This window comes from Micromonospora sp. NPDC049374 (assembly GCF_040677165.1).
Taxonomy (GTDB): domain Bacteria; phylum Actinomycetota; class Actinomycetes; order Mycobacteriales; family Micromonosporaceae; genus Micromonospora.
On sequence record NZ_JBFAQH010000002.1, the window covers coordinates 129,422 to 153,056 of the forward strand.

At 71.8% G+C, this 23,635-nt stretch carries 24 protein-coding genes; 20 read left to right on the plus strand and 4 right to left on the minus strand.

Annotated features, from left to right (window positions below; all coding sequences use genetic code 11):
- Positions 1-315: 315 nt before the first annotated feature.
- The 7 genes from folP to AB0J93_RS03990 all read left to right on the plus strand — a co-directional run bounded on the left by folP (position 316) and on the right by AB0J93_RS03990 (position 5,059).
- Complete coding sequence (folP, locus tag AB0J93_RS03960; RefSeq protein WP_363917923.1) at positions 316-1,248, plus strand: dihydropteroate synthase; 933 nt, start codon at positions 316-318, stop codon at positions 1,246-1,248.
- Complete coding sequence (folB, locus tag AB0J93_RS03965; RefSeq protein ID WP_363917925.1) at positions 1,245-1,610, plus strand: dihydroneopterin aldolase; 366 nt, start codon at positions 1,245-1,247, stop codon at positions 1,608-1,610. The genes folP and folB overlap by 4 nt, the downstream gene beginning before the upstream one ends.
- Positions 1,607-2,134 carry a 2-amino-4-hydroxy-6-hydroxymethyldihydropteridine diphosphokinase gene (folK, locus tag AB0J93_RS03970; protein ID WP_363917927.1) on the plus strand — a complete coding sequence of 176 codons (528 nt, stop codon included), beginning with the start codon at positions 1,607-1,609 and terminating at the stop codon, positions 2,132-2,134. Before folB ends, folK begins: the two co-directional genes overlap by 4 nt.
- 109 nt (positions 2,135-2,243) lie before the next feature.
- Complete coding sequence (locus AB0J93_RS03975) at positions 2,244-2,729, plus strand: DUF3180 domain-containing protein (RefSeq protein ID WP_363918536.1); 486 nt, start codon at positions 2,244-2,246, stop codon at positions 2,727-2,729.
- A 191-nt stretch (positions 2,730-2,920) separates the two neighbouring features.
- Positions 2,921-4,129: an ABC transporter permease gene (locus AB0J93_RS03980; RefSeq protein WP_363917929.1), complete on the plus strand. Its 1,209-nt coding sequence runs from the start codon at positions 2,921-2,923 to the stop codon at positions 4,127-4,129.
- A 55-nt stretch (positions 4,130-4,184) separates the two neighbouring features.
- Positions 4,185-4,490 (plus strand): hypothetical protein, encoded by a 306-nt coding sequence (locus AB0J93_RS03985; protein WP_363917931.1) that lies wholly within the window; start codon positions 4,185-4,187, stop codon positions 4,488-4,490.
- Positions 4,491-4,567: 77 nt separating this feature from the next.
- A complete protein-coding gene (locus AB0J93_RS03990) occupies positions 4,568-5,059 on the plus strand; it encodes a hypothetical protein (protein WP_093409853.1) in 492 nt (163 codons plus the stop codon).
- A 103-nt stretch (positions 5,060-5,162) separates the two neighbouring features.
- Here the strand turns inward: AB0J93_RS03990 and AB0J93_RS03995 are convergent, their stop codons facing one another.
- The gene (locus tag AB0J93_RS03995; protein ID WP_363917933.1) at positions 5,163-6,158 is read right to left on the minus strand and encodes an ABC transporter ATP-binding protein; all 996 of its coding nucleotides are present in this window, start codon (positions 6,156-6,158) and stop codon (positions 5,163-5,165) included.
- A gap of 2 nt (positions 6,159-6,160) precedes the next feature.
- On the opposite strand from AB0J93_RS03995, the gene AB0J93_RS04000 reads away from it, so the two are divergent.
- From AB0J93_RS04000 to AB0J93_RS04015, 4 genes are all read left to right on the plus strand, one after another.
- Entirely contained in the window at positions 6,161-6,847 is a 687-nt protein-coding gene (locus AB0J93_RS04000) for an ABC transporter permease (protein WP_363917935.1), read from the plus strand.
- Entirely contained in the window at positions 6,823-7,578 is a 756-nt protein-coding gene (locus tag AB0J93_RS04005; protein WP_363917937.1) for an ABC transporter permease, read from the plus strand. Before AB0J93_RS04000 ends, AB0J93_RS04005 begins: the two co-directional genes overlap by 25 nt.
- 260 nt (positions 7,579-7,838) lie before the next feature.
- On the plus strand, positions 7,839-8,840 hold the full coding sequence (locus AB0J93_RS04010) for a glycine betaine ABC transporter substrate-binding protein (protein WP_363917939.1): 1,002 nt from the start codon (positions 7,839-7,841) through the stop codon (positions 8,838-8,840).
- A gap of 160 nt (positions 8,841-9,000) precedes the next feature.
- Complete coding sequence (locus AB0J93_RS04015; protein ID WP_363917941.1) at positions 9,001-10,671, plus strand: hypothetical protein; 1,671 nt, start codon at positions 9,001-9,003, stop codon at positions 10,669-10,671.
- A 47-nt stretch (positions 10,672-10,718) separates the two neighbouring features.
- On the opposite strand, the gene AB0J93_RS04020 is transcribed toward AB0J93_RS04015, so the two are convergent.
- Both AB0J93_RS04020 and AB0J93_RS04025 read right to left on the minus strand, forming a co-directional pair.
- A complete protein-coding gene (locus AB0J93_RS04020) occupies positions 10,719-11,900 on the minus strand; it encodes an NADH-quinone oxidoreductase subunit D (protein ID WP_363917943.1) in 1,182 nt (393 codons plus the stop codon).
- 37 nt (positions 11,901-11,937) lie between these two features.
- The gene (locus AB0J93_RS04025) at positions 11,938-13,332 is read right to left on the minus strand and encodes an SAM-dependent methyltransferase (RefSeq protein ID WP_363917945.1); all 1,395 of its coding nucleotides are present in this window, start codon (positions 13,330-13,332) and stop codon (positions 11,938-11,940) included.
- 109 nt (positions 13,333-13,441) lie between these two features.
- Between AB0J93_RS04025 and AB0J93_RS04030 the strand changes: the two genes are divergently transcribed.
- The 7 genes from AB0J93_RS04030 to AB0J93_RS04060 all read left to right on the plus strand — a co-directional run bounded on the left by AB0J93_RS04030 (position 13,442) and on the right by AB0J93_RS04060 (position 20,176).
- Positions 13,442-14,404, plus strand: a complete 963-nt coding sequence (locus AB0J93_RS04030) for a Rossmann-like and DUF2520 domain-containing protein (protein ID WP_363917947.1) — start codon at positions 13,442-13,444, stop codon at positions 14,402-14,404.
- A 38-nt stretch (positions 14,405-14,442) separates the two neighbouring features.
- Positions 14,443-15,291, plus strand: a complete 849-nt coding sequence (gene panC / locus AB0J93_RS04035; RefSeq protein WP_363918538.1) for a pantoate--beta-alanine ligase — start codon at positions 14,443-14,445, stop codon at positions 15,289-15,291.
- A gap of 27 nt (positions 15,292-15,318) precedes the next feature.
- Positions 15,319-15,738, plus strand: a complete 420-nt coding sequence (gene panD / locus AB0J93_RS04040; protein WP_164448617.1) for an aspartate 1-decarboxylase — start codon at positions 15,319-15,321, stop codon at positions 15,736-15,738.
- A 114-nt stretch (positions 15,739-15,852) separates the two neighbouring features.
- On the plus strand, positions 15,853-16,749 hold the full coding sequence (locus AB0J93_RS04045) for a septum formation family protein (protein ID WP_363917949.1): 897 nt from the start codon (positions 15,853-15,855) through the stop codon (positions 16,747-16,749).
- Between the two features lie 61 nt (positions 16,750-16,810).
- A complete protein-coding gene (locus AB0J93_RS04050) occupies positions 16,811-18,505 on the plus strand; it encodes an L-aspartate oxidase (protein WP_363917951.1) in 1,695 nt (564 codons plus the stop codon).
- Positions 18,502-19,398, plus strand: a complete 897-nt coding sequence (gene nadC / locus AB0J93_RS04055) for a carboxylating nicotinate-nucleotide diphosphorylase (protein WP_363917953.1) — start codon at positions 18,502-18,504, stop codon at positions 19,396-19,398. The genes AB0J93_RS04050 and nadC overlap by 4 nt, the downstream gene beginning before the upstream one ends.
- A gap of 19 nt (positions 19,399-19,417) precedes the next feature.
- On the plus strand, positions 19,418-20,176 hold the full coding sequence (locus AB0J93_RS04060; RefSeq protein ID WP_093409827.1) for a type III pantothenate kinase: 759 nt from the start codon (positions 19,418-19,420) through the stop codon (positions 20,174-20,176).
- A 273-nt stretch (positions 20,177-20,449) separates the two neighbouring features.
- Here the strand turns inward: AB0J93_RS04060 and AB0J93_RS04065 are convergent, their stop codons facing one another.
- Positions 20,450-21,190: a class I SAM-dependent methyltransferase gene (locus AB0J93_RS04065; RefSeq protein WP_363917955.1), complete on the minus strand. Its 741-nt coding sequence runs from the start codon at positions 21,188-21,190 to the stop codon at positions 20,450-20,452.
- Positions 21,191-21,281: 91 nt separating this feature from the next.
- Between AB0J93_RS04065 and lysS the strand changes: the two genes are divergently transcribed.
- Both lysS and AB0J93_RS04075 read left to right on the plus strand, forming a co-directional pair.
- Positions 21,282-22,790 (plus strand): lysine--tRNA ligase, encoded by a 1,509-nt coding sequence (gene lysS / locus AB0J93_RS04070; RefSeq protein ID WP_363917957.1) that lies wholly within the window; start codon positions 21,282-21,284, stop codon positions 22,788-22,790.
- Between the two features lie 114 nt (positions 22,791-22,904).
- Complete coding sequence (locus AB0J93_RS04075) at positions 22,905-23,255, plus strand: Lsr2 family protein (RefSeq protein ID WP_093409819.1); 351 nt, start codon at positions 22,905-22,907, stop codon at positions 23,253-23,255.
- Positions 23,256-23,635: the final 380 nt, after the last annotated feature.

Consider the following 23,635-nt stretch of genomic DNA (forward strand, 5'->3'; position numbering starts at 1 on the left):
GCGCCGCGGTGGTGCAGTAGGCAAGCCTGGCGGGATCGGTGCTCACTGTGCGCAGCGCTCGAGACCCTGCGTACGACAACCGCCACGAAGGGTGGCGATTTTTGGGCGGGTTGTCCCGCTTCGGCCCTCCCTCCAACCGTCGCCATCTCGATGCTGGGCAATTCCACAGCGTACGGGCCGCCCCCCTTTGCGACAAGCCGCGAAGATACTGCCCGAACCGTCCCGGACGACCGATCGTACACCTGTTCCAATTGCCATGTCAGGGCTGTCGACGGGTGGTCTGCGACGGGCGATGGGACCGGTACCGTCCTACTCGTGACCGATCTGGTGCGGGCCCCGGCCCCAATGGTGATGGGCGTTCTGAACGTCACGCCCGACTCCTTCTCCGACGGCGGACGCTACGCCGACGTCGACGCCGCTGTCGCACATGGCGTCCGGCTGCGAGCCGAGGGAGCGGGGTTGGTGGATGTCGGTGGGGAGTCGACCCGACCCGGTGCCGACCGGGTCGACGCGGAGATCGAGGCCGCCCGCGTGGTACCGGTCATCCGGGAACTCGCCTCGGCCGGTGTCCCGGTCAGCATCGACACCACCCGCGCCCGGGTGGCCGTGGCAGCGCTGCACGCCGGCGCGGTCGTGGTCAACGACGTCTCGGGCGGGCTCGCCGACCCCGACATGGCCCGGGTGATAAGCGACGCCGGCTGCCCCTGGGTGCTCATGCACTGGCGCGGCCACTCCCGCCGGATGAGCGAGTTGGCCAGCTACGGCGACGTGGTCGCCGACGTCCGGGCCGAACTCGGCCAGCGGGTGGACGCGGCGCTGGCCGCCGGGGTCGACCCGGATCGCATCATCGTCGATCCGGGCCTCGGCTTCGCCAAGAACGCCGCCCACAACTGGCAGCTCAGCGCCCGGCTGCCCGAACTGGTCGAACTCGGCTACCCGCTGCTGTTCGGCGCGAGCCGCAAGTCGTACCTGGGCCAACTGCTGGCCGACCCTGACGGCGTGCCTCGACCCACCGGCGGGCGGGAGACGGCCACCGTCGCCACCAGCCTGCTCGCGGTCGCCGCCGGCGCCTGGGGGGTACGCGTGCACGACGTACGCGCCACCGTCGACGCCCTCGCCGTCTGGCAGGCCACCGGCCGTCCCCACCTGGCCGCCGACACCATCCCCGGCGGCGGGCCGACCGCTGGTGGGGCCGTGTGGTCAGCCGCCGCCGAGGGGTCCGCGGTCGACGGGCGGGGGCGACGATGACCGGTCGGATCGAGCTGACCGGCCTGCGGGCGCACGGCCGGCACGGAGTGTACGACTTCGAACGCGCCAACGGTCAGGAGTTCGTCGTCGACGCGGTGCTCGAACTCGATCTGGGCCCGGCCGCCCGGTCCGACGACGTGCGCGACACCGTGCACTACGGCGAACTGGCCGAGCGGCTGGTCGAGGTGATCACCGGCGAGCCGGTCAATCTGATCGAGACCCTCGCCGATCGGCTGATCGAGGTCTGCCTGGCGGATCCGCGGGTGTCCGGCGTGACGGTCACGGTGCACAAGCCCGAGGCCCCGGTTCCGCACGCCTTCACCGACGTGGCCGTGACGATGCACCGGACGCGTACCCGATGACCCGCGCCGTGCTCTCCCTGGGCAGCAACCTCGGTGACCGGCTCGGCCACCTGCGCACCGCCCTGACCGTCCTCGGTGACAGTGTTCTGGTGGTCTCCGGGATCTACGAGACCCCGCCGTGGGGTGACACCGAGCAGCCGGCGTACCTGAACGCCGTGCTGCTGGCCGCGGACGCGAGCGCCGGACCGTACGACTGGTTGGCGCGGGCGCGGGCGGCGGAGGCCGCCGCCGGTCGGGTCCGGGACCCGGGGCGGCGCTTCGGTCCCCGCACGCTCGACGTCGACGTCGTCGCGGTGTGGACCGACGACGACCGCCCGGTGTTCAACGACGACCCCGAGCTGACTCTGCCGCATCCCCGGGCACATCTGCGGGCCTTCGTGCTGCGACCGTGGATCGACATCCAGCCCTACGGCCAACTGCCCGGACATGGTCCGCTGACCGACCTGCTCACCACCGGCCCGCTCGCCGTCGAGGTGCCGGAACTGAGCCCCCGACCCGATCTGACGTTAGAGTCGACGGCATGAGCGAGCGCACCGAGCGGATCATCAGGCTCAGCGCGACGGTGTCTCCTGGCGGTGCGACGTGCAGCGGGGCGCCGGCATGAGCGTTTCCCCGCCGCCCGACGGGTCGCGGATGGGACCCACCCGCATCTCGACCCTGGTGGTGGCCGCCCTCGCCGCCGCCGCGGTGACCTGGCTGTTGATCAGCGGCATCTACTACGAGCGGTTGCCGCCGCTGCCCTGGCTACCGGTGGTGACGCTGGCCGGACTGGCCGTGCTGGAGGCGTACGCCGCGATCAACACCCGGAGTCGGATCGACCGTCGACCGGGCCGTGACCCGGTCAATCCGTTGATGGTGGCTCGGTTCGTCGTGCTGGCCAAGGCGTCCGCGCTTGTCGGTGCCATCTTCGCCGGAGGGTACGCGGGGCTGACGGGTTGGTTGTTCATACAGCCGACGCGGGCGGCAGCCGATGACCGCCCGGCTGCCATCGCCGGCCTGCTGGCCTCGACCGCCCTGGTGGCCGCCGCGCTCTGGCTGGAGCGGGCCTGCCGCGTTCCGGAGCGGGCCGACGACGAGCACGAGCCGGACGACTGGGAGAGCGACCCGGGCCACCGTTAGGTCCTGCCGCACGAGGCTCGCCCGGTCGGGCCCGGTCTTGTCAACGAGGTCTGGGCCGCCCACACCCGCCCAGGCAGGGGGTTACGCCCGCTCCCGCGCGCGGGTACGGTGCCTGCGACCGAAAGGCAACGCCCCGCCGCCGGTCCGCCCGTGCGTCGGTGGAGTCCGGGCGGCCGCTGGGAGGCAGGAATATGGGGTACGACGAACCGGGCCGTGATGGACCGCCGGAGCCCACCTCGGCCGGTCCCGCGACCGGGGCGGAGGCCGTCGTCGACGAACCCGACGCCGAGCCGGGCCGGGACCGTTTCGGCGTCTACATCGTCTGGGAGACGCTCCTGCTGTTCGGCTTCGGCGCACTGGTCTACCTGGTGTGGCGGGAGGATCCGGCCGTGCTGCGCGGCAGCGGGCTGCGGGAGCTCATCGTCGACGTGGTCGGTCTGGGTCTGCTGGCACTGGCCGTCGGGTTGACGCTGCGTACCGCCGCGGTCAACCTCGCAGTCGGGCCGGTGGCCGTCGCGGCCGGGCTGCACTTCGCCGAACAGAGCGACCGCGGGTTGCTCGGCACCGTCGGCACGGCCACCGCGGTGGCTGCGATCGGTGGACTGTTGCTCGGGCTGGTGGTCGTGCTGCTGCACGTGCCCGGTTGGGCGGCGAGCCTCGGTGGTGCGGCCGCCGTCGTCGTCTACATCGAGCAACGCTCCGCGCCCGTACTGGTGCAGGGGGATTACGACCCGCGGGGGACCGCCGGACAACTCTTCGTGGGCTTCGCCGCGATCGCGGTGTTCGGTGGCCTCTTCGGAGCGGTGAGCCCGATCCGTCGGCTGGTCGGCCGGTTCCGTCCGGCCGCCGACCCGGCCCGGCGGCGGGGAGCGGCGGCGGCCCTCGTGGCCACCGCTGGGTACGTCTGCTCCACCGTGCTCGCGACCCTCGCCGGAGTGCTGATCGCCTCGACGGACGGGACGGTGTCACCGGCGGCGGGGTTGGACTGGACGGTGCTGGCGGTGGGTGCGACGCTGCTCGCCGGCACCAGCGCGTTCGGGCTGCGTGGCGGCGTCTTCGGCACGCTGCTGACAGCCGGCGCGATCGGGCTGTTCCTGGCGTACGCGCGGGCGCGCGGTTGGACGGTCAGCTACTGGGCGGTCGGTGGTGCGGCGCTGGCCATCGGACTCATCGTCACGCGCCTGGTCGAGACGTACGGACGTCCACTGCCGGTGCTCGGGGCACTGCCCCCGCCGCCCGCCGAGCCGGCCACCGGCGGAGGGTGGAGTGTGACGCAGCCGCAACCGGTCGGTGACTGGCCGCCCGTGCTGCCGGCCCAACCCACCGCCGGCAGCACCGACCCGTGGGGGGCTCGGCGCTGGGAGACCGACCCGCGAACCTGGGAGGCCGACGACCGGTGACGGGTCGGCAGCTCGTCGGCGCGCCGAGCGTGATCTCGACGGTTAGGCTCGGCACATGACCGACACATCATCGATCTCCGGCGACCGGTCGTTCGAGGAGTTGGACGTCCTCTCCACCGAGGAGCTGCGTGAACGGGCGTTCACCCTTGCTCGGGAGCGCCGCGACGTACGGTTCTTCTGGTCGGTGCTGCGGCACCTGCCGAATGCGGACGAGGCCGCCGCGCTGGACGGCGCGCCCAACTCGGTGGGTCCGACGGTCGACGAGGCGGTGGCCCTCTGGCGCGAGATGACTGGGCACGGCTACGAGGAGTCGGCGCCGCTGCTGCGCGCCGCGTTCATCGACTACCTGATGAAGCACTAGGCATCATCAAACACGCGTACCACCATAAATGACGCCTCGCGTTTGCCTGCGTCGATCCGCTGGGAATTAGCGGGGCCATGGCTCTCACCAATCGATACAAGTCCGCACCGGGCGCTGGCACGCTCGCCGCGCTCATCCTGGTCCTGGTCTTCGGTAGCCCCTGGTACGTCGACTGGGCCAGGGACAACACCGATCCGGACAGTGCCGGCGGCTGGTTCCTCAGACTGCTCGCCTGGCCGGCCTGGCGATTCGACTCCTCCGACTCGATCCAGGAGATCTTCGCCGACGACCTGCGGGCGATCCTCGTGGTCGTCCTCACCTTCCTGTTCCTCTACCTGCTGCCGGGATCCCAGCTCGCCCGTGCCCGGGGCACGATCAGCCAGTTCTTCGCCGGCTGGGCGGCGTTCGTCTTCGCCGGGGCCTTCGCGGCCCTGTTCACCACGCTGATCCGGACCAATCCGTCGCTGCTGGGCGCCTTTCAGGCGGCGGGGGACGGTGCGGAGTACGGCCTCTTCGTCGGCTGGATCATCGGCATCGCCACCCTGGGTGGCTACCGGGGCCGGCGCTGACGGTACGGCCGGGTCCGTCGTGCCGACGGACCCGGCCTACTCCGGTGCCGCCCGTCCGGCCGCACTCCGCCCACCGGTCAGCCGGGCGACGCTCTCGTGGCGCTCAGCCGGCCGACTCCGCCAGCGTCAGGACGCGTTCCCGGCTGAGCGTCCCGACCGGCTGTCCGTCCTCGGTGACCACGGCCTGGCCACCGGCGGAGGTGAGCAGCACGGCCAGTGCGTCGTACGCCGACCCGCCCAGCGGCACCGATGGCAGGCCCGCACCGCCGTCGACCGGCAGCGGATCGAGCACCTCCCGGGTCACCGGGGTGACGGCAAGCCGGCGGATGCCCCGGTCGGCTCCGACGAACTCGCGGACGAACCCGGTGGCGGGAGCGCCGAGCAGCGTCGCCGGGGTGTCGTACTGCTCCAACCGGCCGCCCTCCGAAAGCACCGCGATCCGGTCACCGAGCCGAACGGCCTCGTCCAGGTCGTGGGTGACCAGGACGATGGTCTTGCGTACCTCTGCCTGCAACCGCAGGAACTCCTCCTGAAGCCGGGTACGCACGATCGGGTCGACGGCGGAGAAGGGCTCGTCCATCAGCAGCACCACCGGGTCGGCGGCGAGTGCCCGGGCCACCCCGACCCGCTGCCGCTGGCCGCCGGAGAGTTCGTGGGGGTAGCGCCGGCCGAACTGCGCCGGGTCGAGACCGACCAGTTCCAGTAGTTCCTCGACCCGACGCTTGACGGGACCGCTGGCCCAGCCGAGCAGCCGGGGCACGGTGGCGACGTTTGCGGCCACCGTCTGGTGCGGGAAGAGCCCGACGTTCTGGATGACGTAGCCGATCTGGCGGCGCAGTTTCACCGGGTCGACCCGGGTGACGTCGGAGTCGCCGAGCAGTATCCGGCCAGCGGTCGGTTCGATCAACCGGTTGATCATCCGCAGCAGGGTGGACTTGCCGCAACCGGACGGGCCGATCAGCACGACCAGTTCGCCCTCGTCGACATGCAGGCTGAGCTCCCGGACCGCCTCGGTGCCGTCCGGGTAGCGCTTGCCGATGCCGTCGAGGGTGATCGACGCCGCACGTCGATCGCCGTCGGCACCCGGGGTAACGTCCACGTATGTCCTTCCGCCTGAGCTACCGGGCTGATCCGGGTAACCCGTGGTTCTCCTGGCAGTACGTGCGGGACAACTCTGAAACCGTGCTCAACGCCCTGCGTGAGCACACCACGCTGACCCTCCGGGCGGTGCTCATCGCCGCGTTGATCGCCGTCCCGCTGGCGGTGGTGGCGTACTGGTTCCGGCCGCTCACCGGGCCGATTCTCGCACTGACCGGGGTGCTCTACACGGTCCCCTCCCTGGCCGTGTTCGCATTCGTCGCTCCCTATCTGGGCATCGGTGTCGCGACCGTGCTGAGCGTGGTGGTGCTGTACGCGCTGCTGGTGATCGTCCGTAACACGATGGCCGGGCTCAACCAGGTGCCGGCGGAGGTCCGGGAGGCGGCCGAGGGCATGGGGTACGGCCGCTGGGGACGACTGTTGCGGATCGAGTTGCCGCTCGCCGTACCCGGCATCCTGACCGGCCTGCGGTTGGCCACGGTGTCCACGGTCGCCCTGGTCACCGTCGGTGTGGTGATCGGGCGAGGCGGGCTCGGGCAGATCATCTTCGCCGGCTTCCAGAACAACCTCTACAAGGCCCAGATCATGACCGGGACGCTGCTCTGTGTCCTGCTGGCGCTGGTACTCGACCTGCTCCTGGTGGGGGCTGGTCGGCTGCTCACCCCATGGCTGCGCGGGCGGACCGGATGAGCGCCGCGATGAACCCGGTGTCCCAGGCGGTGGTCTGGCTCAACGATCCGCTGAACTGGACGAACCCGGGCGGCATCCTGGACCGGCTCGGCGAGCACGTCAGCATGTCGGCCGCCGCGGTGCTGGTCGGCTGCCTGGTGGCCTGGCCGCTGGGTCTGTGGCTGGGGCACACCGGCCGAGGCGGCGGGCTGGTGGTGCTCGTCGCCAACCTGACCCTGGCGGTGCCCACGCTCGCCCTGCTCACCATCCTCCCGTTGACCTTCCTCGGCTTCGGCCGGCCGGCGGTGGTGGTGGCGCTGGCGGTCTTCGCCGTGCCGCCGCTGCTGGCGAACGCGTACACGGGGGTGCGCCAGGTCGATCCGCAGACCCGGGAGGCGGCCCGTGGCATGGGCATGACCGGAGCGCAGGTGCTGCGTCGGGTGGAACTGCCGCTCGCGGTGCCCTACCTCGCGGCCGGTTTCCGGACCGCCGCCGTCCAGGTGGTCGCCACGGCGGCGCTGGCGACCTTCGTCAACGGGGGTGGTCTGGGTGAGATCATCCGGTTCGGGTTCGGCTTGAGCATCGCGGTCGGTGGTGGCCAGATCCTGGCCGGCGGGCTACTGGTCGCCGGGCTCGCGGTCAGCGTCGAACTGCTCTTCGCACTTGTCGAACGGCTGGTCACCCCCCGGCCGCTGCGCCGCGCCCGGCGCGGTGCCGGGCGACGCGCGGCGGATGCCGTCGCCGGCTCCTGACCAGGAGACCCCCCACGGCTGGCGGCCACGGCACCGAACACCGAGGCCCATCGCGCCGGTCTCGCGATCGACGTCGCCCGCGGGGTGACGGGCGGGCGCGATGACACCGATGGGTGACGTTCCGGTGACGAACGCCTCCTCGGGTTGTCGGGGGGCCGCGTCAGGATGTTGGGTGGAAACGCGGGCGGCCGGAGGGCGGATCGCCCGTCGGACACGCGGCCGGCCCACCCGGGCCGCGCCGGGACACGGAAGGCGGGCTCATGCGCGCAGGTAGAAGACTGTCCATCGCGGTCGTGGGGGCGGTCGCCGCAGCGACGGTCCTGGCGGGTTGCGGCGACGCCGGTTCCTCCGGCACCGAGGCACCCCAGCAGGGTGCCTCCGGCGAGGGTTGTGCGCCGGTGGCCGGTGAGCAGTTGATCGCACTCGAAGACGACAAGTCACTGCAGAACGCCGACAACATCATTCCGGCGGTCAACAGCGAGGTGGCGACCCCGCAGCTGATCGCCGCGCTCGACAAGGTCTCCGCGGTGCTCGACACGCCGAAGCTGGTACAGCTCAACAAGGCGGTCGACGTCGACCGCAAGAGCGCCCAGGCCGCGGCAAAGGAGTTCGCCGACGCGAACTCGCTGACCGACGGCGTGGAGCAGGGACCGGGCGGGCAGATCACGGTGGGGGCGGGCAACTTCACCGAGAGCGAGATCATCGCCGAGCTCTACAAGATCCAGCTGGCCGCCGCGGGCTACCAGGTCACCGTGCAGCAGATCGGCAACCGGGAGTTGTACGAGCCGGCGCTGGAGAAGGGCGAGATCCAGGTCGTCCCGGAGTACGCGGCCACCCTCGCCGAGTTCCTCAACGGCAAGGTGAACAGCGGTGGCCAGCCGGTGTCCTCGCCGGACGTCGACAAGACCGTCACCGCGCTGCGCGACCTGGGCGAGAAGGTGGGTCTGACCTTCGGCGCGCCGGCAGCGGCTCAGACCCAGAACGCCTTCGCGGTGACCCAGGAGTTCTCCGAGAAGTACGGCGTGCGGACCCTCTCCGAACTGGCCGAGAAGTGCTCGGGTACGGCGACGGTGCTGGGTGGCCCGCCGGAGTGCCAGGAGCGACCGTTCTGCAAGCCCGGCCTGGAGCAGACCTACGGGCTGACGGTCGGCTCGTTCTCCTCGCTCGACGGCGGCGGCCCGCTGACCAAGACGGGCCTGCGCAACGGCACGATCAGCGTCGGCCTGGTCTTCTCGACCGACGCGGCGTACGCGCAGAGCTGATACAGCCGCGCCACCCGCGATGGCGCCCCGGCCGACCCGGCCGGGGCGCCATGTCGTTGCCGGCCGCATCGCGCAGCGGTAAGCCGTCGTCGGCACTCGCGACGGAGACCTGCCGTCAAGCCGTTCCCACGTGACGCAACTCTCGGTAGGCTGCGGACCCATGCCCGCCCCGGTGCCCGCCGACACGCGCAAGCTGCTCACCGTGCTCTTCTGGGGCGGTGTGGCCCTGGCTCCCGTCGCGGCGCTGATCCTGCTGGTCGCTGACGGCAACGGGCCGCTGCGGTTCGCCGCGGTGCTGGCCATCCTGGCCGTGGTGCTGATCGGGCTCTCCATCGCGCTGCGTACCGACGGCGGCGGACAGCACGCCGAGGAACTCCGGGCGGAGGTCGATGAGCTGCGGCGGGAGCTGCGCGGCGAGATCGTGGCTGCCGCCCAGCGCGGTAACCAGGCGCTCGACGAGGTCCAGCGGGTTCAGGAGGCGTTGGCCGGGTTGCGTCGGCGGGTCGACGCGGGTGGCGTCAATGCGGTCGCGAACCACGAGCCGCCCGGCCCCGGCCGGGCCCGGGTGCCAACACCGGAGGCGCCGTCGCGGCAGGCCGAACGGCCGGCCGCGCAGGCCGGGGTCTATGGCACCGCCCAGCCCGGTCACGGCCCGGCCGGCGGGTACGGCGGGGAGCGTTCCCGGCCCGGCACCGATCGCCCGGCCGGCGGCTCGGCCAGCGTCTACGGTTCGCCAGCTCGTCCGGAGCAGGACAATCGCCCGGGCGAGTCGGGGCCGAGGCCGCTCGGGGTGGTCCGGCACACCGAGACGGTGCACGTGACCACCCGGCACACGATCGTGGGCGAGTCCGACGGCCGGTACGGCGGGTACCCGGCGGGGTGGTCCGGAGCCCAGGCCGGGGAGCGCGGGCAGGGATCCGGCAGTGACCGGGACGACCACTCCTGGTCCGACGGCGACGACCGTTCCCATCGGGACGAAAACCGTCGTTGGTCCGCTGCGGAGCGGTACGACGACCGCTCCTGGCCCGGGGCCGCCCAGGAGGAGAAGCGCCCCTGGTCCGGACCGTCCCGTGAGGACGACCGATCCTGGTCCGGTTCGCCTCGCGAAGAGGAACGCTCCTGGTCACCGCCGCAGGAGCAGAGCCGCTGGTCCGCCGCGCACGACGACTGGTCCACCGCCCGCGACGGCGGCTCGGGCTACCCGGACGGGCCCTCGGTGGACCGGGACGATCGCGACTGGGCGGGCTCGCGTGACGACCGGGGCTGGGACGCGGGTGACCAGCACTGGGAGGCCCCCGCCGAGCCGGTGCCGGCGGCCCGGGGGCATCGGGCGGACGACACCGGGGAGTACTGGGCGCAACTGCGGGCCGGGGACCGGTGGGCGGCGGTACGCGACGACGACCGGGGTCGCGAGCTGCGCGTCGGCGAACGCCGGGCCGAGCTGCACGCCGATCCGGCCGGCACCGAATACCGGGTGGAGGATCGCTGGGCGAGCGTACGTCGCGACGAGCCACGCCGGGAGGCGGCGGGCGAGGACGCGTGGCGGGACGGCTGGGGTGAGCCGGAGAGTCGCCCGGCGCTACCCGCCGGTGGGGTGCCGGTGCCGCAGGAGTGGCGCCCGCCCCGTCAGCGCGGCCACCAGCCCGAATCGGTGAGCGGCCACCAGCCCGAACCCGTGCGCGGCTACGCGTCGGAGCCGGCGTACGGGTATCCGTCCGAACCGGCGCGGGGACAGCGTCCGGGCGGGGAGTCGTACGGCCGCCGGCACCGCGTGGAAGAGCCCGGCTACGGCCCGTCCGGGTACGAAACCGGCGCTGGCCGCTGGCGCTGACCCCCCGGACGGCGCCGCCGCCCGTCAGCGGCGCCGGATATGGGCCGTCACTTGTCGATGTCGCCGACCACGAAGAACATCGAGCCGAGAATGGCGATCAGGTCCGGCACCAGACAGCCGGGCAGCAGGGTGGCCAGGGCCTGCACGTTCGCGTACGAGGCGGTGCGCAACTTGAGCCGCCACGGCGTCTTCTCGCCCCGCGACACCAGGTAGTACCCGTTGATGCCGAGCGGATTCTCCGTCCAGGCGTAGGTGTGCCCCTCGGGTGCCTTGAGCACCTTCGGCAGCCTGGTGTTGATCGGTCCGGTGAGCTGGTCGACCCGGTCCAGACACCGCTCCGCCAGATCGAGCGAGGCGTACACCTGGTCGAGCAGCACCTCGAAGCGGGCGTGACAGTCGCCGGCCGTCTTCGTCACCACCGGCACGTCGAGCTGGTCGTAGGCCAGATAAGGCTCGTCCCGGCGCAGGTCCAGGTCGAGTCCGGAGGCCCGGGCGACCGGACCGGACGCCCCGAACGCCGCCGCGTCGGCCGCCGACAGCACCCCCACCCCGACGGTACGGGCCAGGAAGATCTCGTTCCGGCGGATCAGGTTGTCCAGGTCCGGCATCCGGCGGCGTACCTCACCGATGGCGGCCCGGGCCCGACCGGTCCAGCCGGCGGGCACCTCCTCCTTCAGGCCGCCGACCCGGTTGAACATGTAGTGGATCCGCCCGCCGGAGACCTCCTCCATCACCGACTGGAGCGTCTCCCGTTCCCGGAAGGCGTAGAACATCGGGGTGATCGCCCCGATCTCCAGCGGATACGAACCGAGGAACATCAGGTGGTTGAGCACCCGGTTCAGCTCGGCGAGCGCCATCCGCAGCCAGGTGGCCCGCTCGGGCACCTCCATGCCCATCAGCCGTTCCACGGCGAGCACCACGCCCAGCTCGTTGGCGAACGCCGAGAGCCAGTCGTGCCGGTTGGCCAACACGATGATCTGCCGGTAGTCGCGTACCTCGAACAGCTTCTCGGCACCTCGGTGCATGTAGCCGACGACCGGTTCGGCGGCGAGCACCCGCTCGCCGTCGAGCACGAGCTTGAGCCGCAGCACGCCGTGTGTAGAGGGGTGCTGCGGTCCGATGTTCAGCACCATGTCCGCGCCGAGCTGCTCCCCGCCGGTGCCCGCCACCAGCCCGGCGCCGGTGCCGACGGTCAGCTCGCGCAGATCGCCAGTGGTCATGCCCGCCATCGTGCCATGAACCACCGGGTCCAGCGGTGGTCGCCTGTCAGCGGCTCAGCTCGTGGGCACCACCACCGCTCAGGGCCGCGAGGGGCGGCAGCCGGTCGGCGGGCAGGCCGACCGGCTGCCACAGCCACCAGTGGCCACCGAGGCCGGCCGGGTCGGTCAGCTCGGCCGCCGCCGAGGCGGTGGCCAGCGCCCGCAGGTAGCCGGCCGGGTCACTGGAGGCCAGGCTCAGCGGCGGTCGTCCGCCGTCGGCCCCGAGCGCTCGCAACGCCTCCCGCTGCGAGGCCAGGACGTACGCACACCGGGCGACCCGCTCACCGGCGGAGGCGACCGAGTCCATCGCGACGTGCGCGGTGACATCGCAGGAGCCGTCCGGCACCGGTGGTACCTGTCGCCCGTTGCGGTACCCGGTCAGCGTCCCGTCGATCGGCCGTTCCACGCGTAGGTGGCCGTAGTCCACGGTCAACGCCAGCCCTCGGTCGACCCGTCCTACGGCGTCAGCCCACGCCTCGTCCCTGGTCCGTCCGATCTCCGCCCTGTCCACAGCCGGGGTGCGGTCGGTGGGGGTGCGGTCTGTAGGGGTGCGGTTCGTGGGAGTTTCCGGGCAGCCCGCCCGGCTCCGGGCGGTCAGGCTTGATCCCTGCGCCGGTCGGGCTGCCCGGAAACCCGACGTGGTCGAGGCCGACCCGTCCGTTGCGGTCTGCGGGGGGAGGTCCTGGTCGTCCGTGCGGGTCCGCGCCCCGGGGGTTTGTTCGGTCGGTGTGGGCCACCAGGTGGTCAGCCAGTCGAGGTCAGCGGGGCTGATTTGTTCGCCTGTCGTCTCGGCTGCGGTGGTGGGGTCGACGAGGAGGTAGCGCCAGTTGTGATTGGTGTGGGTGGCCAGGTCGAGGGGGATGTTGTCGAGCCACTCGGTGGCCAGGAGCAGGCCGGTGATGCCTGTGGGGATCTCGTTCGTCCAGGTGATCTGGTCGGGGAGATCGGCGGGGCGCGGGGCGAGTTCGACGGCGGTGAGCCGTACCCGCCGAGCCAGCGGAACCGGCGCCGACGGCGACGAGTCGACGGACCCGGATGAGGTGTCACCCGGCTTGGTGCCGGCGGCGGCCGTGGTGGTCAGGGTTTCCGGGGAGCCCGCCCGCGCAGGGATCAAGCCTGACCGCCCGGAGCGGGCGGGCTCCCCGGAAACCCCCACGGTGACCGCAGCGGAGAGAGCGCCGAGCAGCTCACCCCGTCCCGCACCCACGTCCACCACGTCGAACCGGTCGGGAAAGCCCAGGGCGGCGTCGAGTTGGTGGATCAGCCGGAGCAGCGCCGAGGTGAAGATCGGTGACGCGTGCACGCTGGTGCGGAAGTGCGCGGCCGGTCCGGCCCCGGAGACGAAGAAGCCCTCGGGTCCGTAGAGCGCCCGGCGCATCGCCTCCCGCCAGCGCATCGACATGGGGCCCTCCTCACACCGGTGAACGATTTCACACATCCTTGTTTCAGATCCGCGTCAGCGACGCATACTTGCCCCGACCGGTACCCCGCCTCGAGGACTGGATCGTGACATGAGCGCACCGCCGCGCACCTACTCGGCCGCCCGTCGGCGGCCCGCGACCGTGGCATCGGCCCAGGTCGCCAACGCTTCCGTGCTCACCGTCGGTGTCATCGGCGCCGGGCGGGTGGGTGCCACCCTGGGCGCCGCGCTGGCCGCCGCGGGCCATCGGGTGATCGCCGCCAGTGGGGCATCCGGTGCCTCCCAGGCCCGCCTGGCACTGCTGCTGCCCACCGTCTCCCGCCGCCCCGCCGCCGAGGTCGCTCAGGCCGCCACCGACCTGCTGCTGATCGCCGTTCCGGACGACGCGCTGGCCGGGGTGGTGGCCGACCTGGCCGCCGACGGCGCACTGCGTCCCGGCCAGGTGGTGGCGCACACGTCGGGGGCGCACGGCCTGGCGGTGCTGGCACCGGCAAGCGCGGCAGGTGCCCGACCGCTGGCGTTGCATCCCGCGATGACCTTCGCCGGTACGCCCGACGACCTCGGCCGGCTGCCCGGCATCTCGTACGGGGTGACCGCGCCGGCCGACCTGCGCCCGCTGGCCGCCCGGCTGGTGGTCGACCTCGGCGGGGTGCCCGAGTGGATCGCCGAGGCGGACCGACCGCTGTACCACGCGGCACTGGCACACGGTGCCAACCACCTGGTGACCCTGGTCAACGAGGCGGCCGACCGGCTGCGCGACGCCGGGGTGGGTCAGCCCGAGAAGGTGCTCGCCCCGTTGCTGCGTGCCGCGCTGGAGAACGCGTTGCGCCTGGGTGACGACGCTTTGACCGGCCCGGTTTCCCGTGGCGACGCGGGTACGGTGCGGCGACACCTGGCGCAGCTCGCCGCCACCGCGCCCGAGTCGGTCGAGCCCTATCTCGTCCTGGCGCGGCGTACCGCCGATCGGGCCGTCGCGGCCGGCCGGCTGCGTCCGGTCGACGCGGCACCACTGCTCGGCGTCCTGGACGACTACCGGAGCGAGGTGGCGGCGTGACCGTCGGCGGAGGACAGGTGTCGAGCGAGGTGGATCACGTGACGGAGCTGGTGCACACCCGTGCCGACCTGGCCAGGGCGCGAGCTGCCCGCACCGGGACGGTGGGGGTGGTGATGACCATGGGCGCGCTGCACGAGGGGCACGAGACGCTGCTGCGGGAGGCCCGAGCGAGCGCCGACCACCTGATCGTGACGATCTTCGTGAATCCGCTGCAGTTCGGTCCCAACGAGGACTTCGACCGTTACCCGCGTACCCTCGAAGCCGATCTTGAAGTGTGCCGGCGGGCCGGTGCGGACCTGGTCTTCGCTCCCTCGGTGGGGGAGATGTACCCCGGCGGCCAGCCAGCGGTCCGGGTCAATCCGGGGGCGCTCGGCGAGGATCTGGAGGGGCTGAGCCGGCCGGGGTTCTTCCACGGCGTGCTCACCGTGGTGCTGAAGCTGCTCCAGCTCACCCGCGCGGACCTGACCTTCTTCGGTGAGAAGGACTACCAGCAGCTGACCCTGGTCCGGCGGATGTGCCGGGACCTGGACGTTCCGGTCGAGGTGATCGGGGTGCCCACCGTCCGGGAACCGGACGGCCTCGCCCTGTCCAGCCGGAACCGCTATCTCTCGCCGGCCGAGCGCGCGGTGGCGCTGAGCCTGTCCCGGGCGTTGCGGGCCGGTGCCGAGGCCGCCGAGGCCGGTCGTGACGCCGCGGCGGTCCTGACCGCCGCGCACGTCGCCTTCGGTGCCGGCGACTCCGGGGCACGGCTCGACTACCTGGTGCTCACCGATCCGGATCTGGAGCCCGGGCCGGTGCACGGTCCGGCCCGGCTGCTCGTGGCGGCCTGGGTGGGCGACACCCGACTGATCGACAACGCTCCGATCCGACTCGACCCGGCTTCCTGACCACACGTATCCGCGAAAGGCGTCCTGATGTTCCGCACGATGCTAAAGTCCAAGATCCACAGGGCCACGGTGACCCAGGCGGACCTGCACTACGTCGGCTCGGTGACCGTCGACGAGGATCTGCTCGACGCCGCCGACCTGCTCCCCGGTGAGCAGGTGGCGATCGTCGACATCACAAACGGGGCCCGGCTGGAGACGTACGTCATTCCGGGCCGGCGGGGCAGCGGCGTGATCGGTATCAACGGTGCCGCCGCCCGCCTGGTGCAACCGGGCGACCTGGTCATCCTGATCTCGTACGGGCAGATGGACGATGCCGAGGCCCGTGCGTACCGCCCTCGGGTGGTGCACGTGGACGCGGACAACAAGGTCGTCGACCTCGGCGCCGATCCGTCGACCGCCGCGCCCGGCACCGCCGGCGCTCCGGTGCCGAACCCGCTGTCCGTGTAACGGGGGTTCAGTCACCACGATCGCGCCGCGATTCCGGTCTGTCACCGGAAGGTCATTTCTGGTTACCCTGAAGGCGCCGTCGGGGGACGGCCGCTGACTGGGGGAGGCGGCGCCATGCAGCGTGCGACGAGGACCCTGGTCACAGCCTTCACCGTGGCGGTGCTGCTGGCCGGCTGCGGGTCGGCCGCAGGGCTGGACGGCGACCTGGTGGACGACTGGGCCGCGCTGCCGCCGCCCGGGCCCTTCACTCCGGTCGCCGGGACCTGTCACAAGGCCGACTTCGCCGAGGTGGTGCCGCTCGGGGCGTACGCGCCGGTGGACTGCGCCGCACCGCACCGGGTGGAAACGGTGCACGTGGGGGCCTTCCCTGCCGACCGGAATCAACCGCCGTCCACCGGCTCGGCGCAACTGCGTACCGCCTTCGCCGAGTGTGACAACCGGGCCAACGGCTACGTCGGTGACAACTGGCGGGCCGGGCGGCTCCGGTTGGCGGTCGCCGTGCCGTCCGAGCCGGGCTGGGCGGCCGGCTCGCGCTGGTACCGCTGCGACCTGATGGAGGTCAGCACGGTGGAGGCGGGTGCCAGGGTCGTGCTGCGTACCGGCTCGCTGCGCGACGTGCTCCGGACGGCGTCGCCGCTGCGACTGGGCTGTCAGCAGACGCGTACCGGCGGAGGGGGCGTGGTGCAGACCCTGGTTCCGGTGGCCTGTACCGAGCGCCACGACGCCGAGTTCGCCGGGGTCTGGCCGGCCCCGGACCGTCCGTACCCGACACGCAGCGCGCAGTGGGCGCCCTTCTACGCGGGTTGCCGCTCGGCCCTCGCCCGCTTCGCCGATCTGCCGGACGACGACGACCTGGTCTTCCGCACCGACGTGGTGGTGCGTCCGCCCAGCGCCGGTCGGTGGCGGGTGGGCGACCGGGGGATCCGCTGCTATCTGTGGCTCAGCGACCGTCGAGTGACCGGGACGCTCAAGGGTGCCGGTCCGGCCGCGCTTCCGGTCCGGACGAAGTAGCCGGAACCACTCGTCCCGCCCCCGTCGCCCGAGGCGAAAGGCATTCGGGTTGACTGTGGGCATGGACCTACCGACCGTCGGCCTGCCGGCGCTGCCGAGCCGGCTGGCCGCCCCGGCGCCCGGCTGGGTGGAGACCACCGACGTGATCGTGGTCGGCTCCGGGGTGGCCGGGCTGACCGCCGCGCTGCATCTGCGTGAGGCGGGCCTGCACGTCACCGTGGTCACCAAGGTCGACATCGACGAGGGATCGACCCGATGGGCGCAGGGCGGCATCGCCGCGGTGCTCGACCCGACCGACACCCCGGCGATGCACGCCTCCGACACCGAGATCGCCGGCGTGGGCCTGTGCGACCCGGCGGCGGTCCGGGTGCTGGTGGAGGAGGGGCCGACCCGGCTGCGGGAACTGATGCGCCTCGGTGCCGAGTTTGACCGCAACGCCGACGGCTCGTTGATGCTCACCCGGGAGGGCGGGCACCGGGCCGACCGCATCGTGCACGCCGGCGGCGACGCGACAGGTGCGGAGGTGCAGCGGGCGCTGCACGAGGCGGTGCGCCGCGATCCGTGGATCAGGCTCGTCGAGCACGCGCTGGTCCTGGATCTGCTCCGGGCTCCCGGCGACGGCCCGGGCGGGCTCGGTGCGGCGTGCGGGATCACGCTGCACGTGCTCGGCGAGGGCAGCGAGGACGGTGTCGGTGCCCTGCTGGCCCGCGCGGTCGTGCTGGCCACCGGTGGCATGGGGCAGATCTTCGCGGCCACCACCAACCCGGCGGTCTCCACCGGCGACGGGGTCGCCCTGGCCATGCGGGCCGGTGCGGCGGTCACCGATGTGGAGTTCGTGCAGTTCCACCCGACCGCGTTGATCGTGCCGGAGCACTCCCGGGTGCCCGGTGCCGGCCACGCCCAGCAGCCGCTGGTCTCCGAGGCGTTGCGGGGCGAGGGCGCGTACCTGGTGGACGCCGACGGCAAACGCTTCATGCTCGGCCAGCACGAACTGGCCGAGCTGGCGCCACGGGACGTGGTCGCCAAGGGCATCCACCGGGTGCTGCTGGCCACCGGCGACGACCACGTCCACCTCGACGCCCGCCATCTCGGCGGTGACTTCCTGGCCCGCCGGTTCCCCACGATCGTCGCGTCGTGCCTGGCCATCGGCGTCGACCCGGGCACCGACCTGATCCCGGTGGCGCCGGCCGCGCACTACGCCTCCGGTGGGGTCCGCACCGACCTGCACGGCCGGACCTCGATCCCCGGTCTGTACGCCTGCGGCGAGGTCGCCTGCACCGGCGTGCACGGCGCGAACCGGTTGGCCAGCAACTCACTGCTGGAAGGGCTGGTCTTCTCCCGTCGGATCGCCGACGACATCGCCACCGGTCTGCCCGCGCAGGCCCGCCCGGCGGACACCGGAGCATGGCGCGGGGATGGCGGCTGGGTGCTGCCCGCCGCGGCGACACCGGTGTTGCAGCGGGCGATGACCCGGGGTGCCGGAGTGCTCCGTTCGGCCGCGACGCTCACCGCGACCGCGGCCGAACTGGTCGAGCTGGGCGTCGCCCGGGGCACCCCGCGTACCGCCGACTGGGAGGCGACGAACCTGCTCACGGTGGCCGCCACGCTTGTCGGCGCGGCGTACGCCCGCCGGGAGACCCGGGGTTGCCACTGGCGGGAGGACTTCCCGGCGGCCGACGAGCGGTGGCACGGCCACCTGATCGGTGCGGTCGGCGGACAGGGACGGTTGACCACCCGGTGGGAGGAGACGCGATGACCGCCGAGACGGAGCGGATGCTGCGTGCGGCCGGGCTGGACCCGGACCAGGTGCGCCGGATCATCGAGAACGCGCTGGTCGAGGACCTCGGCCCGGACGGGCTCGACGTGACAAGCGTCGCCACCATCCCGGCCGCTCAGACTGACACCGCCGACGTGGTGGCCCGCGCCGACGGCGTGGTGGCCGGGCTGGCGGTCGCCGCCGCCGTGTTCGAGCTGGCCGCGGAGGCCACCGGGATCGGGCGTACCGTCGCGGTCTCGCTTGTGGTCCACGACGGCGAGCAGGTGGCCCGGGGGGACGTGCTGGCCACGGTGACCGGCCCCACCCGGGTGCTGCTCACCGCCGAGCGGACCGCCCTCAACCTGCTCTGCCGGATGTCCGGGGTGGCCACCCACACCCGCGCCTGGGCCGACGCGCTGGCCGGCAGCAAAGCGATGGTCCTGGACACCCGCAAGACCACTCCGGGACTGCGGGCCCTGGAGAAGTACGCGGTCCGGGCCGGCGGGGGCACGAACAAGCGGATGGGCCTGCACGACGTCGCCATGGTCAAGGACAACCACAAATTCGCGGCGGGCGGCGTCGCCGCCGCGTACCGGCGGGTCCGGGAGGCGTTCCCGGACGTGCCGGTGCAGGTGGAGGTGGACACCCTCGCCGAGGCGGTGGAGGCGGTCGAGGCCGGGGCCGGCTTCCTGCTGCTGGACAACATGCCCCCGGCCGTGCTCGCCGAGGTCGTCGCCGCCGTCGGTGACCGGGCCGAGTTGGAGGCGACTGGCGGACTGACCCTCGCCGACGCGGCGGCGGTGGGCGCCACCGGCGTCGACTTCCTCTCCGTCGGCGCGCTCACCCATTCGTCACCGATCCTGGACATCGCCCTGGACCTGCGCACGGAGTGAACCCGTCTAGGCTGCGTGCGTGCTGCTCTGCATCGACATCGGGAACACCAACACCGTGCTGGCGACCTTCGACGGCGACAAGCTGGTGCACTCCTGGCGGATCAAGACCGACGCCCGCTCCACCGCCGACGAACTGGGTCTGATGTTCCGGGGGCTGCTCGCCGGCGACGCCGTCGAGATCACCGGCGTGGCCGCCTGCTCGACGGTCCCGGCGGCCCTGCGCTCGCTGCGGACCATGCTCACCCGCTACTACGGTGAACTGCCGAGCGTCATCGTCGAGCCCGGCGTACGTACCGGGGTGCAGCTGGCCATCGACAACCCGAAGGAGGTCGGCGCGGACCGGGTGGTCAACACCCTGGCCGCGTACACCCTCTACGGCGGGCCGTCGATCGTCGTCGACTTCGGCACCACCACCAACTTCGACGTGATCAGCGGTCGGGGTGAGTTCCTCGGCGGTGCGTTCGCCCCGGGCATCGAGATCTCGTTCGACGCGCTCGCCGCCCGCGCCGCCCAACTGCGCAAGGTCGAGGCGACCCGGCCCCGGTCGGTGATCGGAAAGAACACCGTCGAGTGCCTCCAGGCGGGCCTCTACTTCGGGTTCGCCGGTCAGGTGGACCGGATCGTGGAGCGGATGGCCGCCGAGATGGGTGAGCTGAAGGCGGTGATCGCGACGGGTGGGCTGGCCTCGCTGGTGCTGAACGAATGCCGGACGATCACGCACCACGAGCCGATGATCACGCTGATCGGGTTGCGCATGGTGTACGAGCGGAACGTCTGAGCTTTCTCGTTCTTCTTGCGGTGGGGTTTCCGGGCGGCCTGACCTTCTCTGGTGGTTGCGGTGGGGTTTCCGGGCAGCCCGACCGGCTCCGGGCGGTCAGGCTTGATCCCTGCGCCGGTCGGGCTGCCCGGAAACCTTCGGTGGGCCAGCGCCATCCGTCCGTGGGTGGTGGTGGGGTCTGGGGTGGTGGGGTCCGTCCGTCTGTCGCGGTCTGGGTGGTGGGGGTTCGTCCGTCTGGCGGGGTCTGGTGTGGCTCTTGGTCCGTGGGCGGGTTCAGGATTTTCGGGTGCGGGCTGCGAGGGTGGTGTAGGGGAGGGTGATGGTGTCCCTGGTGGCCAGGTCGGGGTGGGTGCGCAGCAGGGTGCGGACCTCGCGGTCGACCTCGGCTCGTCGCTTCGGGGTGGCGGTGAGGTAGTGGGAGCGGGTGCGGACCAGGCCGAGCAGTTCGTCGGGGGTCAGCGTCGTGGTGTGGGTGAACTCGGCCCACTCCGGGCTGGTGAAGGAGTCTCCGAAGTCGGTCACGCTCTGCCGTAGGTGCTCGACGGTGTCGCCGATCTCGGCGATCCGGCTCAGCTCGGCCACCCAGGCGTACGCGTCGTCCCGCAGGTTCCACAGCGGCGCGAAGACCCCGCCGGGCCGCAGCACCCGGGCGATTTCCGCGTGTGCGCGTGGCCGGTCGAACCAGTGGTACGCCTGCCCGGTGAGGACTGCGTCGGCGTACCCCTCGGGCAGCGACATCGCCTCGGCGCCGCCGGCCAGTGCGCGCACGCCGGTGCTGACCGACGTCAACTGGGCCCGCATGCCGGGGTCGGGCTCGACGGCGGTCACCCGGTGGCCCAGGGTGAGCAGCCCACGCGCCAGGATGCCGGTCCCGGCACCCAGGTCCACCAGTTGCGCGGGAACGTCGATGCCGGCCAGCGCCCAACGCAGCGCCGCCGGTGGATAGCGGGGACGGTACCGGTCGTAGTCGACGGCGGCGGTGCCGAACGAGAGGGCCTGGGTGGGGTCGGTCATGACCGGCAGGCTATCCAGTAACGGTCGCCGGGGCGTTTGAGTACGCTCGGGGCTTGACCCCGCCCGAATTCTCCCGCTGAGGAAGCGTGCCGTGACCCAACAGAGCCCCGTGCCAGTCGACCCCGCCGATGACCTTCCCGAGCAGATGAAGGTCCGTCGGGAGAAGCGGGACCGGATGCTCGCCGACGGTGTGCCGCCCTATCCGGTCGGCTACCCGCGTACCAGCACGCTGCGCGAGCTGCGCGAACGTTACGCGGAGTTGCCCACGGACACGGCCACCGGCGACCGGGTCTCGGTCACCGGCCGGGTGATCTTCGTACGGAACACCGGCAAGCTCTGTTTCGCCACCCTGCGCGACGGCGACGGCACCGAACTGCAGGCCATGCTGTCGCTGGACCGGGTCGGCGCGGATCGGCTGGAAGCCTGGAAGCGCCTGGTGGATCTCGGCGACCACGTCGGGGTCACCGGAGAGGTGATCACCAGTCGCCGGGGTGAGTTGTCGGTGCTGGCCGAGGAGTGGGCGGTCACCGCCAAGGCGTTGCGCCCGCTACCGGTGGCGCACAAGCCGCTCAGCGAGGAGGCCCGGGTCCGGCAGCGCTACGTCGACCTGGTCGTCCGACCGCAGGCGCGGCAGATGGTGCGTACCCGGGCGGCGGCGATGCGCAGCCTGCGCGATTCGTTGCACGGCGAGGGTTACCTTGAGGTCGAGACCCCGATGTTGCAGTTGCTGCACGGGGGTGCGGCGGCCCGGCCTTTCGTGACCCACAGCAATGCACTCAACACCGATCTGTATCTTCGAATCGCGCCGGAACTATTTCTGAAGCGTGCCGTCGTCGGCGGTGTCGAGCGGGTCTTCGAGATCAACCGCAACTTCCGTAATGAGGGCATCGACTCTTCGCACTCGCCCGAGTTCGCCATGCTGGAGGCGTACGAGGCGTACGGCGACTACAACACGATGGCCGAGTTGACCCGCAATCTCGTCCAGCGGGCGGCGATCGCGGTCTCCGGATCGACGGTGGTCACCCACGCTGACGGTCGAGAGTTCGACCTCGGCGGACAGTGGCGTTCGGTCACCCTCTTCGGCGTGCTTTCCGAGGCGCTCGGGGAGGAGGTCACGGTCCACACCGAGCGGGCGCGCCTGATCGAGTACGCCGACAAGGTGGGCCTGGCCGTCGACCCGAAGTGGGGGCCGGGCAAGCTCGCCGAGGAACTGTTCGAGGAACTGGTCGTACCCGGGCTGGAGGCGCCCACCTTCGTGCGGGACTACCCGGAGGAGACCAGTCCACTGACCCGCTCCCATCGCAGCGAGCCGGGCCTGGCCGAGAAGTGGGACCTGTACGTGCTCGGTTTCGAACTGGGCACCGCGTACTCCGAGCTGGTCGACCCGGTGGTGCAGCGGGAACGCCTGATGGCCCAGGCGCAACTGGCCGCTCGGGGCGACGACGAGGCGATGCGACTGGACGAGGACTTTCTCCGGGCGATGGAGTACGGAATGCCACCGGCCGGTGGCATGGGAATGGGAATCGACCGCCTCCTGATGGCGCTGACCGGCCTGGGAATTCGGGAAACCATCCTCTTCCCGTTGGTCCGCCCCGAGTAGTCGTACGAGAACTTACCGCGTCGTTACCGCATCCTATTGACGCGACAAGCATCCGGCGGGTTATTGTGCTTGTGCAGTTGGCAGGAGCAACCCTGCTCGAAAGGAATGTGGGACGTGGCCAAGCAGATCATTCACAAGCTGGTCGATGACCTGGACGGCGGGGACGCGGACGAGACCGTCAAGTTCGCGCTCGACGGTGTTCAGTACGAGATCGACCTGTCAGGTTCGAACGCAGAGAAATTGCGCGAGGTATTTGCCCCGTACATCGCCCACGGCACGAAGGTCGGTCGCGGCGGTGTGGTCGTCGGTGGTCGGGCCGCCCGTGGTCGCGGTGGCGCGACCGCCGACCGCGAGCAGAACAAGGCCATCCGGGCCTGGGCGCGCAAGGCGGGCAAGGACATCTCGGACCGAGGCCGGATCCCCCAGGAGATCGTCGACGAGTACCACTCGAAGGCCGGTCACTGAGACCAGGCATCAGGAGCGAGCACGACGCCGGCCCGGAGACGCTCTCCGGGCCGGCGTCGTCGTCGCGGGACTATTCGGGGCGTACCGCGCGTTGTCCACAGCCGGTGGATGTCTTGTCCACAACCTGTGGATGGTGCCGTGGCGGTGCCGTCCCCGGGCCGGGGCGCCCCCGTGCGGCGTTCCCGGAGGTCCCGGCCAGCGGGCCGAATTTCGCTCTGCGCGTACACAGACCATGCCCGGAACACCCGTTGAGCGTGGATGGTTGTGCAAAACGACGCGTACCGGGCCTACGACGCAGACACACGAGGTCAGCCGAGTCGGCTCGCGGCGATAGAGTAATGAGGCGCGGACGCCCGTCCCGGGCGCTCGCGTATCCGGCC

Bases quoted from the DNA above. Each gene is read 5' to 3' on its own strand.
- AB0J93_RS03985 (WP_363917931.1), top strand. From the start codon at position 4,185: ATGACCGACACATCATCGATCTCCGGCGACCGGTCGTTCGAGGAGTTG.
- AB0J93_RS03990 (WP_093409853.1), top strand. From the start codon at position 4,568: ATGGCTCTCACCAATCGATACAAGTCCGCACCGGGCGCTGGCACGCTC.
- AB0J93_RS04045 (WP_363917949.1), top strand. From the start codon at position 15,853: ATGCAGCGTGCGACGAGGACCCTGGTCACAGCCTTCACCGTGGCGGTG.
- AB0J93_RS04015 (WP_363917941.1), top strand. From the start codon at position 9,001: ATGCCCGCCCCGGTGCCCGCCGACACGCGCAAGCTGCTCACCGTGCTC.
- panD (WP_164448617.1), top strand. From the start codon at position 15,319: ATGTTCCGCACGATGCTAAAGTCCAAGATCCACAGGGCCACGGTGACC.
- folK (WP_363917927.1), top strand. From the start codon at position 1,607: ATGACCCGCGCCGTGCTCTCCCTGGGCAGCAACCTCGGTGACCGGCTC.
- AB0J93_RS04030 (WP_363917947.1), top strand. From the start codon at position 13,442: ATGAGCGCACCGCCGCGCACCTACTCGGCCGCCCGTCGGCGGCCCGCG.
- AB0J93_RS04000 (WP_363917935.1), top strand. From the start codon at position 6,161: ATGTCCTTCCGCCTGAGCTACCGGGCTGATCCGGGTAACCCGTGGTTC.
- AB0J93_RS04050 (WP_363917951.1), top strand. From the start codon at position 16,811: ATGGACCTACCGACCGTCGGCCTGCCGGCGCTGCCGAGCCGGCTGGCC.
- AB0J93_RS03980 (WP_363917929.1), top strand. From the start codon at position 2,921: ATGGGGTACGACGAACCGGGCCGTGATGGACCGCCGGAGCCCACCTCG.
- AB0J93_RS04010 (WP_363917939.1), top strand. From the start codon at position 7,839: ATGCGCGCAGGTAGAAGACTGTCCATCGCGGTCGTGGGGGCGGTCGCC.
- AB0J93_RS04065 (WP_363917955.1), bottom strand. From the start codon at position 21,190: ATGACCGACCCCACCCAGGCCCTCTCGTTCGGCACCGCCGCCGTCGAC.
- nadC (WP_363917953.1), top strand. From the start codon at position 18,502: ATGACCGCCGAGACGGAGCGGATGCTGCGTGCGGCCGGGCTGGACCCG.
- AB0J93_RS04020 (WP_363917943.1), bottom strand. From the start codon at position 11,900: ATGGCGGGCATGACCACTGGCGATCTGCGCGAGCTGACCGTCGGCACC.
- folB (WP_363917925.1), top strand. From the start codon at position 1,245: ATGACCGGTCGGATCGAGCTGACCGGCCTGCGGGCGCACGGCCGGCAC.
- AB0J93_RS04025 (WP_363917945.1), bottom strand. From the start codon at position 13,332: ATGTCGATGCGCTGGCGGGAGGCGATGCGCCGGGCGCTCTACGGACCC.
- AB0J93_RS04005 (WP_363917937.1), top strand. From the start codon at position 6,823: ATGGCTGCGCGGGCGGACCGGATGAGCGCCGCGATGAACCCGGTGTCC.
- AB0J93_RS03975 (WP_363918536.1), top strand. From the start codon at position 2,244: ATGGGACCCACCCGCATCTCGACCCTGGTGGTGGCCGCCCTCGCCGCC.